This window comes from Oceanobacillus sojae, assembly GCF_007991515.1.
In the GTDB taxonomy this organism is placed as follows: domain Bacteria; phylum Bacillota; class Bacilli; order Bacillales; family Amphibacillaceae; genus Oceanobacillus; species Oceanobacillus sojae.
This window is the reverse complement of the sequence record NZ_BJYM01000007.1, coordinates 151,637-167,189: the sequence shown is the minus strand read 5'-3', so window position 1 is coordinate 167,189 and position 15,553 is coordinate 151,637. Positions and strand designations below refer to the sequence as shown.

Annotated in this window: 15 protein-coding genes and 1 other RNA gene; 3 read left to right on the top strand and 13 right to left on the bottom strand. The window is 38.8% G+C overall.

The window, feature by feature from the left end; all coding sequences use genetic code 11:
• Positions 1-8: 8 nt before the first annotated feature.
• Entirely contained in the window at positions 9-905 is an 897-nt protein-coding gene (locus OSO01_RS10065; protein ID WP_147210301.1) for a LysR family transcriptional regulator, read from the top strand.
• A gap of 113 nt (positions 906-1,018) precedes the next feature.
• Here the strand turns inward: OSO01_RS10065 and OSO01_RS10060 are convergent, their stop codons facing one another.
• The 8 genes from OSO01_RS10060 to OSO01_RS10025 form a co-directional block, all read right to left on the bottom strand.
• Positions 1,019-1,489: a DinB family protein gene (locus tag OSO01_RS10060; protein ID WP_147210300.1), complete on the bottom strand. Its 471-nt coding sequence runs from the start codon at positions 1,487-1,489 to the stop codon at positions 1,019-1,021.
• A 179-nt stretch (positions 1,490-1,668) separates the two neighbouring features.
• On the bottom strand, positions 1,669-2,487 hold the full coding sequence (locus OSO01_RS10055; protein ID WP_147210299.1) for a formate/nitrite transporter family protein: 819 nt from the start codon (positions 2,485-2,487) through the stop codon (positions 1,669-1,671).
• Positions 2,484-2,972, bottom strand: a complete 489-nt coding sequence (locus OSO01_RS10050) for a precorrin-2 dehydrogenase/sirohydrochlorin ferrochelatase family protein (protein ID WP_147210298.1) — start codon at positions 2,970-2,972, stop codon at positions 2,484-2,486. The genes OSO01_RS10055 and OSO01_RS10050 overlap by 4 nt, the downstream gene beginning before the upstream one ends.
• Positions 2,890-3,681 (bottom strand): sirohydrochlorin chelatase, encoded by a 792-nt coding sequence (locus OSO01_RS10045; protein ID WP_147210297.1) that lies wholly within the window; start codon positions 3,679-3,681, stop codon positions 2,890-2,892. Before OSO01_RS10045 ends, OSO01_RS10050 begins: the two co-directional genes overlap by 83 nt.
• A 1-nt stretch (position 3,682) precedes the next feature.
• Positions 3,683-5,089: a uroporphyrinogen-III C-methyltransferase gene (gene cobA, locus OSO01_RS10040; protein ID WP_147210296.1), complete on the bottom strand. Its 1,407-nt coding sequence runs from the start codon at positions 5,087-5,089 to the stop codon at positions 3,683-3,685.
• Positions 5,090-5,092: 3 nt separating this feature from the next.
• Positions 5,093-5,410: a nitrite reductase small subunit NirD gene (nirD, locus tag OSO01_RS10035; RefSeq protein WP_147210295.1), complete on the bottom strand. Its 318-nt coding sequence runs from the start codon at positions 5,408-5,410 to the stop codon at positions 5,093-5,095.
• A gap of 51 nt (positions 5,411-5,461) precedes the next feature.
• Entirely contained in the window at positions 5,462-7,867 is a 2,406-nt protein-coding gene (nirB, locus tag OSO01_RS10030) for a nitrite reductase large subunit NirB (protein ID WP_147210294.1), read from the bottom strand.
• 366 nt (positions 7,868-8,233) lie between these two features.
• A complete protein-coding gene (locus tag OSO01_RS10025) occupies positions 8,234-9,589 on the bottom strand; it encodes a serine hydrolase domain-containing protein (protein ID WP_147210293.1) in 1,356 nt (451 codons plus the stop codon).
• 116 nt (positions 9,590-9,705) lie between these two features.
• Between OSO01_RS10025 and OSO01_RS10020 the strand changes: the two genes are divergently transcribed.
• The gene (locus OSO01_RS10020) at positions 9,706-9,948 is read left to right on the top strand and encodes a hypothetical protein (RefSeq protein ID WP_147210292.1); all 243 of its coding nucleotides are present in this window, start codon (positions 9,706-9,708) and stop codon (positions 9,946-9,948) included.
• A gap of 32 nt (positions 9,949-9,980) precedes the next feature.
• Positions 9,981-10,313 carry a hypothetical protein gene (locus tag OSO01_RS10015; protein WP_147210291.1) on the top strand — a complete coding sequence of 111 codons (333 nt, stop codon included), beginning with the start codon at positions 9,981-9,983 and terminating at the stop codon, positions 10,311-10,313.
• A 128-nt stretch (positions 10,314-10,441) separates the two neighbouring features.
• On the opposite strand, the gene OSO01_RS10010 is transcribed toward OSO01_RS10015, so the two are convergent.
• The 5 genes from OSO01_RS10010 to rnr form a co-directional block, all read right to left on the bottom strand.
• Entirely contained in the window at positions 10,442-11,353 is a 912-nt protein-coding gene (locus OSO01_RS10010) for an aminoglycoside phosphotransferase family protein (RefSeq protein ID WP_147210290.1), read from the bottom strand.
• Between the two features lie 41 nt (positions 11,354-11,394).
• Positions 11,395-11,916, bottom strand: coding sequence for a GrpB family protein (locus OSO01_RS10005; protein WP_147210360.1), 522 nt, complete (start codon positions 11,914-11,916; stop codon positions 11,395-11,397).
• A 146-nt stretch (positions 11,917-12,062) separates the two neighbouring features.
• Positions 12,063-12,426, bottom strand: a transfer-messenger RNA (tmRNA) gene (gene ssrA / locus OSO01_RS10000).
• Between the two features lie 151 nt (positions 12,427-12,577).
• Positions 12,578-13,045 (bottom strand): SsrA-binding protein SmpB, encoded by a 468-nt coding sequence (gene smpB, locus OSO01_RS09995; protein ID WP_077601995.1) that lies wholly within the window; start codon positions 13,043-13,045, stop codon positions 12,578-12,580.
• A gap of 186 nt (positions 13,046-13,231) precedes the next feature.
• On the bottom strand, positions 13,232-15,517 hold the full coding sequence (rnr, locus tag OSO01_RS09990; RefSeq protein ID WP_147210289.1) for a ribonuclease R: 2,286 nt from the start codon (positions 15,515-15,517) through the stop codon (positions 13,232-13,234).
• Positions 15,518-15,553: the final 36 nt, after the last annotated feature.

The following is a 15,553-nucleotide window of genomic DNA, read 5'->3' as shown; positions in this document are numbered from 1 at the left end:
TGATTAGATTGAATTTTGAACAATTACAGTATATCAAAGCTGTATTAGAATATGAGTCGATCACACATGCCTCTGAAGCGCTGCATATCAGTCAATCGGCTTTAAGTCAATCGATTGCAAGTTTTGAAAAAGAAATAGAGCATAAACTTTTTATCCGTTCCAGAAGCGGTACGATACCAACAGAAAATGGAAAAAAACTTATCCCGATTATCTTAGAAATCCTGGAATCCGAATCAAAGCTAAGGCAAACTGCCAACTCCTTATCAGCGACGCTGCGAGGAACGTTAAAGATTGCAACAACTCCATCCTTATTTATGACAGTTGTTCCACGTGCCCTCTCAAGCTTCAGAAAGGACTATCCGCAAATCGAAGTAAGTATTATCGAGGCAGAGAATGATGAGATTTTTCATCTCGTACAAAAAAAGGAGATAGATATCGGTCTGTTTTCTTTAATGGATTATCATAAAATTGATTCCAGCATGGAGGTCTATTCTTTATTCCTCTCCAGCAGCTTTAAAGTAATTGTTCCGATTGATTCCAAACTGGCTTTCCGAGAGTCATTAACCTTGGAAGACATTCAGGATTCACCTTTTATTTTATTCGACCGGGAATTTTATAATGTAAATATTGAAAGGTTTGAAGCAAGCCAAGGGCCGTTAAATATTTTGTTTACGACAAAGAATCCCAGTGTTCTTTTCCGCTCTGTATCAGCCGGGCTCGGGATCAGCATTGCTTCTGACTTAATGCTGCAGGATGATCCTTATATACAGACGAAAACAATTACCGCTGTTCCGATAGGGTATCCATTTAATGATGAAATTCAATTTGCAGGATTAGCTAATAAAAATAATGAAAAAAAACAGCTTACTGAGACATTTATTTCTTATATAAGAAATAATAAATAATCAGCTTAATCCATTAAGCTGACTAAAAGGATATAGCATATTAACTCTTCAAAATATACTATATCCTTTTTATTTAACTGATGTATTTATAGATGAAATACCTTTATTGTGCTCTAATCATGCTGTCTGATACACTTTTTAATATCCATAATTGCCTGCAAATGCATCCCTTCATGGAAAATAGTACGAATTAATACCTGCTCAACTGTATACATCCCCATATCAATCGGTGCAAATTCTTCGGTCAGCCGATCTTTATATTGTTTCTTAATAACATCAGGCTGCTCTCTTAATAAACTCACCAGCTGTTCAAACGCTGGTGTTTCTGAGGTGAAATCCTCTGGAGAAGTTCCAAAACCGAACCACTTATTAAAATACCTTGTTGCTTCAGAGGTCTCTTTCGTTAATGCCTCGATCCACAGAAATTGATCCAGGTAAATATGCCCCAGATTCCAGCGGATATTATTATTAAAATTCCCAGGTATTACCTCTGCCTGCTCACTTGATATTCCTTCCACAGCTGTCAAAACATCGGCCCGATATGCAGAAAGCTGATTAAACAATACTTCCTGTTCATTAGTCAATGTTGTCTCCTCCCTTCTACAGGTATTCCAACCTGTTTGTCCCCTCTTTAATCATTTCTACATAATTGATATAACTCCTGCCTGAACAGTACACGTATATGTAATAATCTATTGTGCCCTGCAACAAAAAAAGATATGATACTCATTTTCCAATGAGCAACATACCTTTGCTTAAATACTTATGCTTCTTTCTTAAATTTCTGGTCAACAGCAGACTCAGACTGCACATGCGAATTTTTCTGTGTGATTCCATACCAATAAGCAGCTCCAATAAAAACAGCTCCGCCGACAATATTACCTAAGGATACAGGAATTAAATTTGCAGCAAGTCCGGCCAGGGAAATTGTTTCCGGATGCGGAATCATTAAGGCCGTTGTCAATACAGTCATATTTGCCACACTATGCTCAAATCCAGATGTGATAAAAGCGAATAGACACCAGAAAATCATAATAAGCTTTGCTGTTTCATCCTTCAGCTTCACAGAACACCATACTGCAAGACAGACAAGAATATTACACAAGATACCACGGACAAACAGCTCCATAAACGCGCCATTCATCTTTGCTCCTGCTGAGGAAATAATGAAATCAGCCGTTCCTCCCGTTGCAAGTCCAGAATAAAAGAATAATCCGGCCACAATAATCGCTCCGGCAAAATTACCAAAATAACTGAACACCCAAATACGCAGCACATCTAAAATCTTTGTTTTTTTTGTTAAAAAACCAATCGTCATAATCATATTGTTTCCCGTAAATAAATCAGATCCAGCCATAATGACCAGGCTCAATGCTATTCCAAAGGATACTCCCATTACAATAGATGTTCCAGCAAAACCTGTCGGAGCAAGCATACCGCCGATAGTAAAAATCAAAATGATACCGAGTCCCACGAAAAAGCCTGCCAGCATGGTCATAATGAGATACTTACTTTTACTATGATTCAATTGTTTCACCTTGGAAACAGCGGTGTTACCGAAAGTGGTTATTGTCTCCATCATTTTTTATTCCTCCTCTTTGCATACATGTCTACAGTATAACCCAGGGTGTTATTATAGCGGACTTCCAGTTCAGCTTTCAATTCTTTGGCGAGCTCCGGACTTGCACCGGATGTGGAAATTGCCAGGATGAACTTATCCCGTTTGACCACTGCCGGAGTAATAAAATCAGACCGTTCACTCTTACTCGTATCATTAACCCACTGATTCGCTGCAGCACACTGGCAAACATACTCATTCACTGCTTTGTTATCTGTCGCTGCAAAAATAAGATGTGCTCCCTTTAAATCTTTTGCTTCAAATTCTTTCTGCTTCCACACCACATCATGAAGTTTAAATAACTCCTTCCGTATACCTGGGCTGACAACTACTATTTTAACACCAGTCTCTGCCAGCCCCTTTGCTTTACGCAGAGCTATTTTTCCTCCTCCGATAATTACTGCCTTCTTTCCGCTCAGATTCATCATTACCGGATACAGCTTCTCCATCACAGGCTTCCTCCATCCGTTTGATTAATGTTTTTTTCATCAGCTCATCAAATTCTAAATTTCGGCAGATATCAAAGGTATCTTTTGAGTTGAAGACAGTCTGTTTTATTTTTTCAAGCAGCAGACCTGTAAATAATAGATAAGGCATTACATAGACTTTTTTATATCTATAGGGAAGGAAGGCCATTGCCTCCTCCATACTAGGTTTGCCAAGCTTTAGAAAAGCTGCATACACAGGAATACCCAATTTCTGCTCAACTTTTCTTCCAATCTGCTGCAATCCTTGAACAGGCCCAAGATGACTGCTTCCTCTGCCAACAAGTAAAATTGCTGTATCCTGCTCGTTCTTTTCAGCATTAATACGTTTCACTACAAGATCAACCATATATGGATGCGTGCCAAATGGTTCTGTCATTTTAAATGATATAAAAGGATATTTCTTTTGAACAGCACGTAGTTCTTCTGGAATATCCAATTTATGATGGAGTGCTGAAAAAAGAAGGATAGGAACAACTAAAAAGCGTTTTGCTCCTCCAGCTATTAATTTTTCAAGTGTCTCAGAAATTGGTGGATCTGTTAATTCTAAAAAAGCAATTTCCTGGTTCCGATAATCTACTTCCTGCATCACTGATTCTATAAACTTCTTAAATTGAGCATTCGCTGCTTCACGCCGGCTTCCATGACCAATATAAACCACTGCATCAAACATGTTAATCCCTCCAATTCATTCGTTTTAATTCCGACTGAACCGCTTCATCAATAACACTAAACCCATGCTCCATGGCGTATTCCTTTACAGACTCTCCTATATATGCAAACTGAATATCCAATAGATGATGCACGTCAAGCTTCTTTAACTCTTTTATAAAGCTGGTTACCGCTGCTTTATTTGGAAAAATAACCGTTTCCCAATCTTCTTCCATTAACATTCGTTTGTTAATCTCATCAAAACGTTTATCAGCCAGCCACTCATGAGTAGAATAAGGTTCCTTTTCAGGACATATATCCGATTGTGAACCAATCACTATCGAAGATGCATCGCTGATCTCCGCTTTGTTCGCCATAATTCCTCTTGCTTCCAACGCTTTTTTGGTTTGCTCCGTCCGGTATTCTATATTACGAGGCAGATCACGAATATCATAATGGGCCTGAGTATATTGACGAAACAGAATATCTACACTTGATGCATTTGTAAAAGTGAGCCGATTCGCATGCATAATCACTTTTAATTCTTCCTTTGTAAATGAATGAATCTTTTGCTTCCATATTGGAAAGGAATAAGCTTCTGCTCCGAGCTCTGTAAAATAATCCTCCATAGAAAATGGACTTCCGGATGCTTTGGCAATAAGAATTCTTCTTCCACTGAACATTTTCTTATCAAACCAGATAAGCTTCTTTCTAAGCTCAACAACATCGCCGACAATCATCATCGCCGGACTTTCAATATGTCCTTTTTCAATGATGGCTTGAATGGTTTCCAATGTTCCCTCGGCCACTTTTTGTTTTCCTAATGTCCCCCACTGGATAATAGCTACTTTGGTGTCAGCCGGCTTTCCCTGATTAATCAATTCTCTGCAATTAACCAGCATTTTTTTCATGCCCATATAGTAGGCAATCGTATCTCCCAACAGCTGTCCGTCACCATGCAAAGCCGCATTACTTTTACAGGTATGCCCCGTTCTGAGCGTCAAGCTGGTGCTGTAATCCCGATGAGTAACAGGGATTCCTGCATAGGCTGCTGCCGCAATACTGGAAGTAATACCAGGAACTATTTCAAATGCAATATGATTAGCGGCAAGCTCTTCCGCCTCCTCGCCGACTCTTCCGAAAACGGAAGGATCGCCACCTTTCAAGCGGACAACATAACACCCTTTGCTCGCGTATTGAACGAGCAGTTTATTTATCTTCTCCTGCCGCATCGTATGTCTCTCTGGGAGCTTCCCGCAATAAATAAATTCACAGGAATCCTTCGCATTGCGCAGCAGTCTCGGGTTTGCCAGACGATCATACAAAATGATATCCGCTTTATTTAAACATTGAATTCCTTTTTCAGTCATCAGCCCTGTATCCCCAGGGCCGGCACCGACGAATGAAACAAATCCTTTTGGCTTTTCCATAATCTACACCGTTATGTGTACATAACCGTCAATAATCTCTGTCTCATAGACAGTTACGCAGCCGTCATCCGGTGCTTGCACTTTTCCAGTGAGCAATGAAATTTTCCGGTTATGCAGTGGACAAAAGACAAATCCTCCAGAGACAATTCCTTCGGCTAAAGGGCCGCCGGCATGCGGACATCTGCTTCCGATTGCCTGAACCTCTCCATTAGTCAGATGAAAAAGAGCTATAGCCTCTCCGTCCACATGGATTTCCTTTCCAATTTGTTTTGGCAAATCCTCCAATTTAATGATTTTTATCTTCTCTTTACTGGCTTCCATAATAAGAACCTCCCTTTGTCAAAAGTACTATACTCTCCTACAGCTCATTGTTCATTTTTTCACAATTTCATACAGCTCTTTTTCTTTTCTATTTTTAAGTGTGCTGCTCCAAGCTTCTTCATACGTACCTTTTGCATGATGGAATCTTTCTATCAGTGCAGTATTTTGTTTTTCATTTAAAAGAACAAGTTTAATATTTTCCGCTCCTATCCGATCGACCCAAGGAGCAGTTCTTTCATTATAAATACCAGTTTCCCGATAATACTGCATAAAAGCCGTCGCCATGGTGATTACTTCTTCTTCCGTCTTTACGGTTGTAAAGGAGTCACATTCGCGGACCTCTGTTCCGCCATTTCCTCCAAAGTAAAGCTGAAATCCGTTTTCGACACAGACAACGCCAAAATCTTTGGTTAATGCTTCTGCACAGTTACGTGGACAGCCTGACACACCTATTTTCATTTTATGAGGAGTGTCTACCATCTCCAACTCTTTCTCTAAACGAATTCCCAATCCCAGAGAATCCTGCGTTCCGAAACGGCAAAACTGAGCGCCGACACAGGATTTTACATTTCGCAATGATTTGGAATAAGCATATCCTGATCGCATGCCAAGGTCTTCCCATACTTGTGGTACATCTTCTTTTTTCACTCCGTATAATCCAACTCTGCTTGCACCGGTAATTTTTACTAAAGGTACATTATATTTATTCGCAACTTCCCCCAGCCGGATTAAGTCATCGCCAGTTGTTGTTCCGCCGTACATTCGTGGAACAACAGAGAATGTACCGTTATTTTGGATATTACCGTTCATCCGCTCATTTACTAAACGGGAAGCTTTGTCATCTTCATATTCTCCCGGTCTAATCATTCTCATATAATAATTGAGCGCAGGACGGCAGACATGACAGCCTTCTTCATTTGCAAATCCAAGTACATTACGGACTTCTTTTGGAGATTGCAGACCTTTCTCTTTGATTTCTGCAACGACTTCATCCCGCGTCAGCATTGTACATCCACACATTCCAGTTTTTACCGCAGCCGGATCAAAGCTGTCTCCCAGCGTATTTGAGAGGATACCTTCCACAACACCCTTACATTTCCCGCAGGAAGCGCCAGCCTTGGTACAGGTTTTTACTTCCTCAAATGATTTTAAATTCTGTTCCAGGATAGCCTGAACAATCGTTCCTTTTGTGACACCATTACAGCCGCAGACTGTTTCATCCGGGCTCATCTCAGCTATCATCTCTTCTGATGCATCTTCACCAGCTTTTTGCAGGACTGCAGCACTTGTAAAATCACTGATATCTGTTTCTTTCTTCAGCATGCTGAACAGCCGGGTTCCGTCTGAAGCATCACCATAAAGCACGACACCGACTACTTTGTTATCTGAAACAAGAACCTTCTTATACACACCCGAAAACTGATCCTGAACGATAATTGCATCTGTATTTTCATCTTCTTCAATTTTTCCACCTGAGAATAAATCACAGCCCGCAACTTTTAGTTGTGTAGATAAAATACTGCCGTGATACCCGGCTGTATTCTCTCCCGTTAAATACTTCGCAAGCTCTATCCCCTGCTCATAAAGTGGTGCGACCAGTCCATAGGTGATACCGTTATGCTCAGCACACTCCCCTATTGCATAAATAGAAGGAACTGAAGTCTGCATCTGATCATTCACGACGACACCCCGATTGACATTCAGCCCGGCCTGTTTTGCCAAAACAACATTAGGCCGGATCCCAACTGCCATCACTACAAGGTCACATTCGATAGACGAACCATCTGAAAATGTGATTCCTTCCACCCGTTCCCCTCCATAAATTTCAGCTGTCTGCTTTTCCATTAAAAATTCCATTCCCTGTGCTTCTAAATCCTTCTTAAGCATTTTAGCTGCAGGGTTATCTAATTGCTGCTCCATCAGTCTTGGCATCAGGTGTACAACCTGAACCTGCATACCCCGATCCATTAATCCTCTGGCTGCTTCCAATCCAAGGAGTCCGCCGCCAATCACAGCTGCTTTTTTATAGCGCTTTGACGTGTCAATCATAAATTCTGTATCCTGAATGTTTCTAAAGCCGATAACACCTTCCAGCTCGCTTCCAGGTACAGGTAAAATAAATGCGCTGGATCCAGTTGCAATAATTAACTCATCATAAGGAATAACTCTATCTTTATCTGTCTTCATTTTTTTATCTTCCGTTTTTATTTCCGTTACTTTTTCACCGGTAAACAGTGTAATTTCATTTTCCTGATACCATTCCCAATCATTCATATTAATTTCAGAGACCTCTGTTTTTCCTTGTAAAACATGTGAAAGCATAATCCGATTGTAGTTTGGATAAGGTTCATCTCCGATAATAGTGATTTCAAAAGTCTCTTTATTTCTTTTTAAAATTTCCTCGATACACCTGACTCCAGCCATCCCATTTCCAATCATTACGAGCTTTCTCTTCATGGCATAATCCTCCAATTTTTGTGAAGTAATTCACATGACATCCCAAAAATAAATTGTGAATTGTTTCACAATGGTAATTAAAATTTTTTGCTTTTTTAGCCTATATTTAGTTAAGAAGTAAATCCCTCTACAGTTAGTGTAGCATATTCTTTTTTTGAATTGCATTGATTTTTTGAACAGTTTGTGTCTGGTTTTGAGTGACTTGATGAAAAGTTGTTTAATTGAAAGGGCGTGCTTTAGGAAAAAATTAAATCGGTGAAATATATGCCATCATTTATTATGACAAAGCAGGGTCGCCTTAACCTCCAGGCAACCCTGCCAAATTAATGTTCATTCTGTATCTTTTAGCTTTATATATTTGTAAAACTATTCACTTTTTAGAAGTTGTCTAAATCCAAAGTGAAGGCGTCCGTCTTTAAACTGCAACAGGAAATCAGTGCCCTGCATGGTAATTGTCACCGCTCTGCTGCTGACGGCTTGCGTTGGTATTTGAGCTCCCTGGATCTCTACAAAAATTGCTTTATCTTTTTCATAAACCTTAATTGTTTGTCCCTCATTAGATTTGTAGACTCCAGTAATAGCCTTGCAATCTGCTTCGCTAAGTGTATAATCATCATATTTAGCAGCTTTTTTATCTGGTGCTATATCCATTTCGCTTTGCAGAGCTCCTCTCAGAAGAGATTCCGCAGGGGCACCTGCAATATTCGTCAGACAGATAGCGGCAATATTTTTCTCAGACAGCACTGCGAAATGTGCCGTCACGCCTTTAATCCCTCCACCATGTTCAATAAGCGTTGTACCAAAAAAGTCAGGTGTAATCATAACTCCATAACCATAATACCGGCCAGGCTCTATTTCAATATATTGAGCGGTCATTGCAGTAAGACTTTCTTCCGTTAAAATACCATTGCTTTTGTTTAAAAAGACATCACTATAACGAAGCATATCATTCGCAGTTGATTTAACATAACCGGCTGCCCACATTACTGGGGCATCCCACCATTCAGGTGAGTATTTAATAGCCGGTGTCTCAGCTGTCGGGTCAATATCATACTGCCGTGCTGCCTGCTCGTCCAATTGATTCGGATCCAAAAAGCTGCTTTTCATCCCGAGAGGAGTAAAGATATTTTTCTCTATATAATGTTCATATGGCAGCCCGCTAACACGTTCAATAATGATACCAAGCAAGGCATAGCCGTCGTTTGAATAGCTGAATGATTTTCCGGGCTCGTCAAGCAGGTCAAATGACAGGCTATTTAAATAACCTATAAATTCGTCATACGTATCAATACTGTCCTGCTCCCGTTCAAGAGGTAAGCCCAATTTGATCTGCACATCGAATGAGCCATCTCTTTCCATTGACCGCTTATTTGCGTAAAAAAGTGTGTTTAATGGCGGAATGCCGGACGTATGAGTCATCAAGTGATGAAGCGTTATTTCATCACTTCCTTTAAATGTAATCTCAGGTATATATGCCTTAATATAATCATCGACGGATAGATTTCCCTTTTCTTGCAGCTGGAGAATTGCGATACTAGTCATTGATTTTGTGGTACTTCCAATTCCAAAAATCGTGTCAGCCGTTACAGGTAATTCATTTTCCTTATCCCGGTACCCGAACCCTTTTTCGTAAATTTGATTGTTCAATGCAACGATTGCTCCCGGAGTTTTATAGGCATTCACGAGCGATTCAGCGAATTCTTCATATACTTTTTTATCCATAGAACTACCTTCCTTTTTAACTTAATAAATATTCTTTTTATTGTTCAAATGTTCTCTGAAATTTCCTTTAAATACAATACTTGTTAAGTTATTTTAACATACATGGAGGTTAGTTCATGAAAAAAATCCGCCTATTTTTATTTATTAGTCTTTGTTTAATTCTTAGTAGTTGTAGTAGTCAAACGAGTTCTTCAAAAGAATTACCTCCTTCCATAACGATAAAACAAGCGATCGATTTAGCTTATTCAGATGCTATAAAATGGGATGAAAAAGCTAAATTAATTGAAGGGACCAGTGTTGATAATGATATGATAAAGAACCAACCGGAGCTGATGGAAAACGGAGATATTGGAACATAACTTTTGGAGTACCTAATACAAGCCGCCTTTATTTGGTAAACATACATGACGCAAAAATTAATGAACACGTAGAATTACCTGATGAAGGCATCATTCATCCAGAAAATCATTTTATTGATGACTTATCAAAAATCAAACATGACAGCCCTGAACTCTTAGAAAAAGCAAAAAAATTAACAGACTTATATCCAGGCGACCTATTTGCAAAAGGATATAACTTCGGAGTTACAAATGATCCTAAAAATGGGACAGTGGTGATAAAAGTAGTTGGATGGGACAAAGCATTAAAAAGCATGAAATATGTCTTATTTAATGCTGAAACTGGTGAATTTTATTCTGAATTTGAAAGAGAACAATACAGATAACATGGGGATGCTTTTTTTTAGCAAAGAATAATTTTGAACCTTAAAAGGGCCGCACATTTTTATCTGCTTCTAAGATGTGATCCCCCTTTTACTAATCAATATTGTAAAACTCTGTACATTGCAGATCGTCAAATACTGCATCTCACAAACCATTCAGGTGGATTATTATTATTAAAATCATGTGTTTCAATGATATAACGCGTTCTCTCCTGCACATCTTTCAAATTTCCTCTCAAGTAACCGCTGATTTGATTCGCATGCTGGTTTAAAGCAACAAATAAATTGTACTTTCGCCAGAATATATCCGGAATTTTATTATCAAAATATCCCATCACCTGTCCTTTAGCAAAATAAATGCTTGTTTGAATTGTGTATTTCGGCAGCTTAAAAAATTCTTCCCATGGATCGCCCCAGTCAAATGAATCAAAATCGATAATTCCGTTTAACTTCTCATTTTTTATAATAATATTTTGAGGATGAAAATCATCGTGCTGGAAACTCACCGGGCTATTCTTTAACATATCAATATTCTCATTAATATAACCCTCTATAAATTTTTGTTTATAAAAGGCCAGGCCGAATTTTTTGCAGATTTGTAATTTATCTTGATATTTTTGGAACCTTTTTTGATACCAGTTAAATGTGATATCCGGTGTTAATAAATGAATTTTCCTTAATTCTCTCCCTGCTTGCAAGCCAATTTTATACTGTGAATGCTCCCCTAGCTCAGGTAAAGCAATATCACCGCTTATTCCTTTAATATAAGGCAGAATCAGATAGCATATCCACTCTTTTTCACTGTATCCAAACAGCTTTGCTTTTTGGCATAAAACTTTATTTTGATAATGATGATTTAGCAGCTCAAATTCATGTTTGATTCTATCTCTTTTTTCAAAATCATATATTTTCAATAAATATGCCGGATTATTTTCAGAAGAATAGAGTTTATATTTTTTTGCAGATGAATACCCTGCTTTTAATTCTTTATAGCTTTCTGCGTGTAAATGATTAGAAGTGATGATCTCTCTTATGTTAACCATACAGCCCCCTTCATAAGTTCCTTTATCTCATTCAATTTTTATCAAAGGTGCCCTTTCTCTTTTTTATACCATTCCAAAGCTCTCTGCTCCAGTTCACTCACATAGCTTCTTTTTGCTTTACTGTATTCGTTTGTATCCTGATACTTCATTGCTAACTGCTCTTTAAACTGGCTATATTTAACGGCTTCCTTTGTATGTATCCTTAAATAATCTCTGAATATTAAATGTCTGTCTATCTCCCCATTTCCTTCTTGATAGATATGTATATGATGTGTTCTATCCTCGCCTCCTTTGCGCAATAATCTTCTGCCTTCAATGCCCCATTCACCAGCTATATCATAGCCTAGTTCTCTTATGTACGGGTTAAGTTGATCAACTTTATCAATATTTTTAACAATAATCAGCATATCAATGACTGGCTTGGCTTTCATATTAACAATAGAGGTACTGCCAAAGTGCTCAAATTGAATGACAAGATCACCAAACAGTTCGCTTAACCGCTTACATTCCTTTTTATATTCATTTACCCAATCAGGGTTATAAGGGCTTAATCTGACTTTCAACATATCTCTCCCCTTTTATATACATAGTTTAAGATAATATTTTTAACCTGATTTCTGAGCTCAGTAACAAAATAGCAGTTCTAAAATAATAAAAAGAGTTGAAAACATTGATATATCAACATTTACAACCCTTTTTCATATTCTCCAAATGGAGACGGAGGGAGTCGAACCCTCGTCCAAGAGTATCGGCACTCAAGTATCTACACGCTTAGTCAGTATATTATCATTCGCTCTCATGTCAGCCTACTGACAGGCTTTCATGGAACTAGTCTGATTAAGTTCTTCTGCCCATCCTCAGACGGTGGATAGCAGTATAGCCCGCTTCATTTGAGACCCTTCAATCTGCCACACGGGCGATGGCAGGAAGGATCGTTTTAGGCTACTTACGCAGCTGCTAAAACAGGTTGATTGTTTTCTTTGCCAATTATATTTAGGCGTAACGTTTTACGAGCCGTAACCTCGACGTGCAACTTGAGCTCAATCTACCCCTGTCGAATCCGTAACGTCCCCGTATAAAAAAATCACAGGGAATAATTAAACACATTTTAATTATTCAGTTATCCCTTGTTTCTATAGTAATAGCTGTTCAATAAACAGCATACTATGAACAGGGTACCTTCCATTATAACAAATCATGCTAAATTGTCAAATATGCTTCAGATTAACGCATATGGTCTTTAATAGCACGGTCCACATCGCGCTTCATTTGCTTACGTTTTAGGTCTTCACGCTTATCGTATTTTTTCTTCCCTTTTCCAAGTCCAATTAACACTTTTGCATAACCATTTTTAATATAAATTTTTAATGGGACTAATGCATACCCCTGCTGCTGAGTCAGACCAATTAATTTATCAATTTCCTTGCGATGAAGCAACAGTTTTCTTGAACGGGTCGGGTCGTGATTATAACGATTTCCCTGCTCGTATTCAGCGATATGCAAGTTAATTAATTGCACTTCCCCTTTTCTGTCAATCCGCGCATGAGCATCTTTAATGTTCACTCTGCCGTTACGAATGGACTTAATTTCCGTGCCCTGTAGAACAATACCCGCCTCATACGTTTCTTCAATAAAATAATCGTGGGAAGCTTTTTTATTTTGTGCAATGGTTTTTCCATTTCCTTTTGGCATCTAAAATCATCCTCTTCCATCGAACTTTTAAAAGTTCTTGTTCACATGGAAAGAAATCTCGCTCTCTCCCCGTATGAATCCTCTGTATATTTTACCAAAAAACCTGTCTTATCTCAAAAGTTTCATTCATTTGATGAACCTCTGCTCCCTGTGTGAAAAAACGATAAAATCTCCTAGGCAGAGATTTTATCGTTTTGGTTTATTCTTTTTCTTATTTTTAAGATTTGCTTTGCCTTTTGGGTTTGCTTTACCCTTCACTTTTGGCTTTGCTTTTGATTTTTCTTTCGTTTTTGGTGAAGATTGGATAACCCGTCTGGAAGACTTGTCCTTTCTTTCCTTCCTGCGCGGTGAACCTAAGGATGTCAGTTCAAAATCAACTGTGTATTCCTCCAGGTTTACATCAGCCACCTTAATATCCACTTCGTCTCCAACACGGAATACTTTAGCTGTCCGTTCGCCAATCATCGCCTGACTGCGCTCATCGAAATGATAGTAATCATCTGTCAAATAGCTGACATGAACCAGCCCTTCTACCGTATTTTCCAATTCGACAAACATACCGAAATTCGTTACAGAGCTGATAATGCCGGTAAATTCTTCACCAATCTTATCTTTCATAAATTCTGCTTTCTTCATATTATCGGTATCACGCTCGGCATCTACTGCCCGACGTTCCATTTCTGAAGTATGGCGGGCAATTTCCGGCATCCGATCCTTCCAATGCTTCATCGTTTTCTTATCCATCTTGTTTTCAATTAAATAAGTGCGGATTAAGCGATGTACAATTAAATCCGGATAACGGCGGATCGGCGATGTGAAATGTGTATAAAAATCCGTTGCCAGGCCAAAATGGCCAACACTATGTGGCGAATATTTTGCCTGCTGCATGGAACGTAGCATTAACTTGGATACAATCATTTCCTCTGGCTCATCTTTAATGGAGTCCAGCACTTTTTGAAGCTGCTGCGGATGGATTTCGTTAGCTGTTCCTTTTACTGAGATGCCAAGTCCAGCTAAGAATTCATAGAATTTCTCAAGCTTCCCTTCATCCGGATCCTCATGAATACGATGGATAAATGGTACATCCATCCAATGGAAATGCTCAGCAATTGTTTCATTCGCTGCCAGCATAAATTCTTCAATTAATTTCTCCCCGACGGAGCGTTCGCGAATGACCACATCAGTCGGATGGCCTTTTTTATCGACAAGCACTTTTGCTTCTTTAAAATCAAAGTCAATAGCGCCTCGTCCAAAGCGTTTCCCGCGCAAAATAGCTGCAAGCTTTTCCATATTCTCAAACATCGGAACAAGCGGTTCATATTTCTTGCGTAATTCTTCATCCTTATCTACTAAAATCTTATTCACATCAGAGTAAGTCATTCGTTCATTCGAATTAATAACACTTTGGAAAATTTCATGATGAACAACTTGTCCACTTGTATTAATCTCCATTTTACATCCCAGTGTTAAACGATCAACCTGGGGGTTAAGGGAACAGATACCATTGGATAGGCGATGAGGAATCATCGGAATCACTCGATCGACTAAATAAACACTTGTTCCCCGCTCAAATGCTTCATTATCCAGCGGTGTACCTTCCTTCGCATAATGACTGACGTCTGCGATATAAACTCCGAGCTCATAATTTCCATTATCAAGACGTTTGACACTTACAGCATCATCAAGGTCCTTGGCATCTGCTCCATCAATCGTAACGACAACTTCATCCCGCAGATCCTTTCTCCCCCGTATATCATTTGGATCAATTTCTTCCGGAACCTCATTTGCTTGCTCTATTACCTCTTCCGGAAAATCTATCGGGATACCGTGCTTATAAATAATGGAAAGAATATCAATTCCCGGATCATTTTTATGACCCAGAATCTGAATAATTTCTCCTTCTGCACTTTTTCTTCCTTCCGGATATTTAGTAATGCGTGCAAGTACTTTATGACCGTCGATAGCTCCATGTGTATGTCCCTTAGAAATAAAAATATCATTTGGAATCCGCTTATCATCAGCAATAACAAAACCAAAGGAACGGTTATCCTCAAATGTACCGACAACAGTAACTACTGCACGCTCTAAAATACGTATAACCTTTCCTTCCGGGCGGGAGCCTTCTGTATCTTTCTTTTCCAGACGTACAAGTACTTTATCCTTATTCATTGCAGATTCCATATCATTTGCATGGATATAAACATCCGTTTCATTTTCATCTTCCGGAATAAGAAAGGCAAAACCTTTTGCATGCATTTGAATGGTTCCCTTAATGAGATTCATTTTGTCAGGAAGTCCAAATCTGTTTTTCCTTGTCCGGACAAGCTCTCCCTCTAATTCCAGTTCATTCAGAGCAATGACCAGCTCTTTAAATTCTGATGCTTCCTCTAATCCCAGGGACTCTTCTAATTCTTGTACAGACAAGGGTTTGGTACTATTTTCTTTAATATAATCTAAAATTCGTTCTTTCATTGTCTCACCTTCTTTCTATTTATCTTTCCTGCTTTA

Coding starts and splice junctions, on each gene's coding strand:
- OSO01_RS10055 (WP_147210299.1), bottom strand. CDS start 2,487: ATGATGGAGACAATAACCACTTTCGGTAACACCGCTGTTTCCAAGGTG.
- OSO01_RS10050 (WP_147210298.1), bottom strand. CDS start 2,972: ATGGAGAAGCTGTATCCGGTAATGATGAATCTGAGCGGAAAGAAGGCA.
- OSO01_RS10045 (WP_147210297.1), bottom strand. CDS start 3,681: ATGTTTGATGCAGTGGTTTATATTGGTCATGGAAGCCGGCGTGAAGCA.
- cobA (WP_147210296.1), bottom strand. CDS start 5,089: ATGGAAAAGCCAAAAGGATTTGTTTCATTCGTCGGTGCCGGCCCTGGG.
- nirD (WP_147210295.1), bottom strand. CDS start 5,410: ATGGAAGCCAGTAAAGAGAAGATAAAAATCATTAAATTGGAGGATTTG.
- nirB (WP_147210294.1), bottom strand. CDS start 7,867: ATGAAGAGAAAGCTCGTAATGATTGGAAATGGGATGGCTGGAGTCAGG.
- OSO01_RS10025 (WP_147210293.1), bottom strand. CDS start 9,589: ATGGATAAAAAAGTATATGAAGAATTCGCTGAATCGCTCGTGAATGCC.
- OSO01_RS10020 (WP_147210292.1), top strand. CDS start 9,706: ATGAAAAAAATCCGCCTATTTTTATTTATTAGTCTTTGTTTAATTCTT.
- OSO01_RS10010 (WP_147210290.1), bottom strand. CDS start 11,353: ATGGTTAACATAAGAGAGATCATCACTTCTAATCATTTACACGCAGAA.
- smpB (WP_077601995.1), bottom strand. CDS start 13,045: ATGCCAAAAGGAAATGGAAAAACCATTGCACAAAATAAAAAAGCTTCC.
- rnr (WP_147210289.1), bottom strand. CDS start 15,517: ATGAAAGAACGAATTTTAGATTATATTAAAGAAAATAGTACCAAACCC.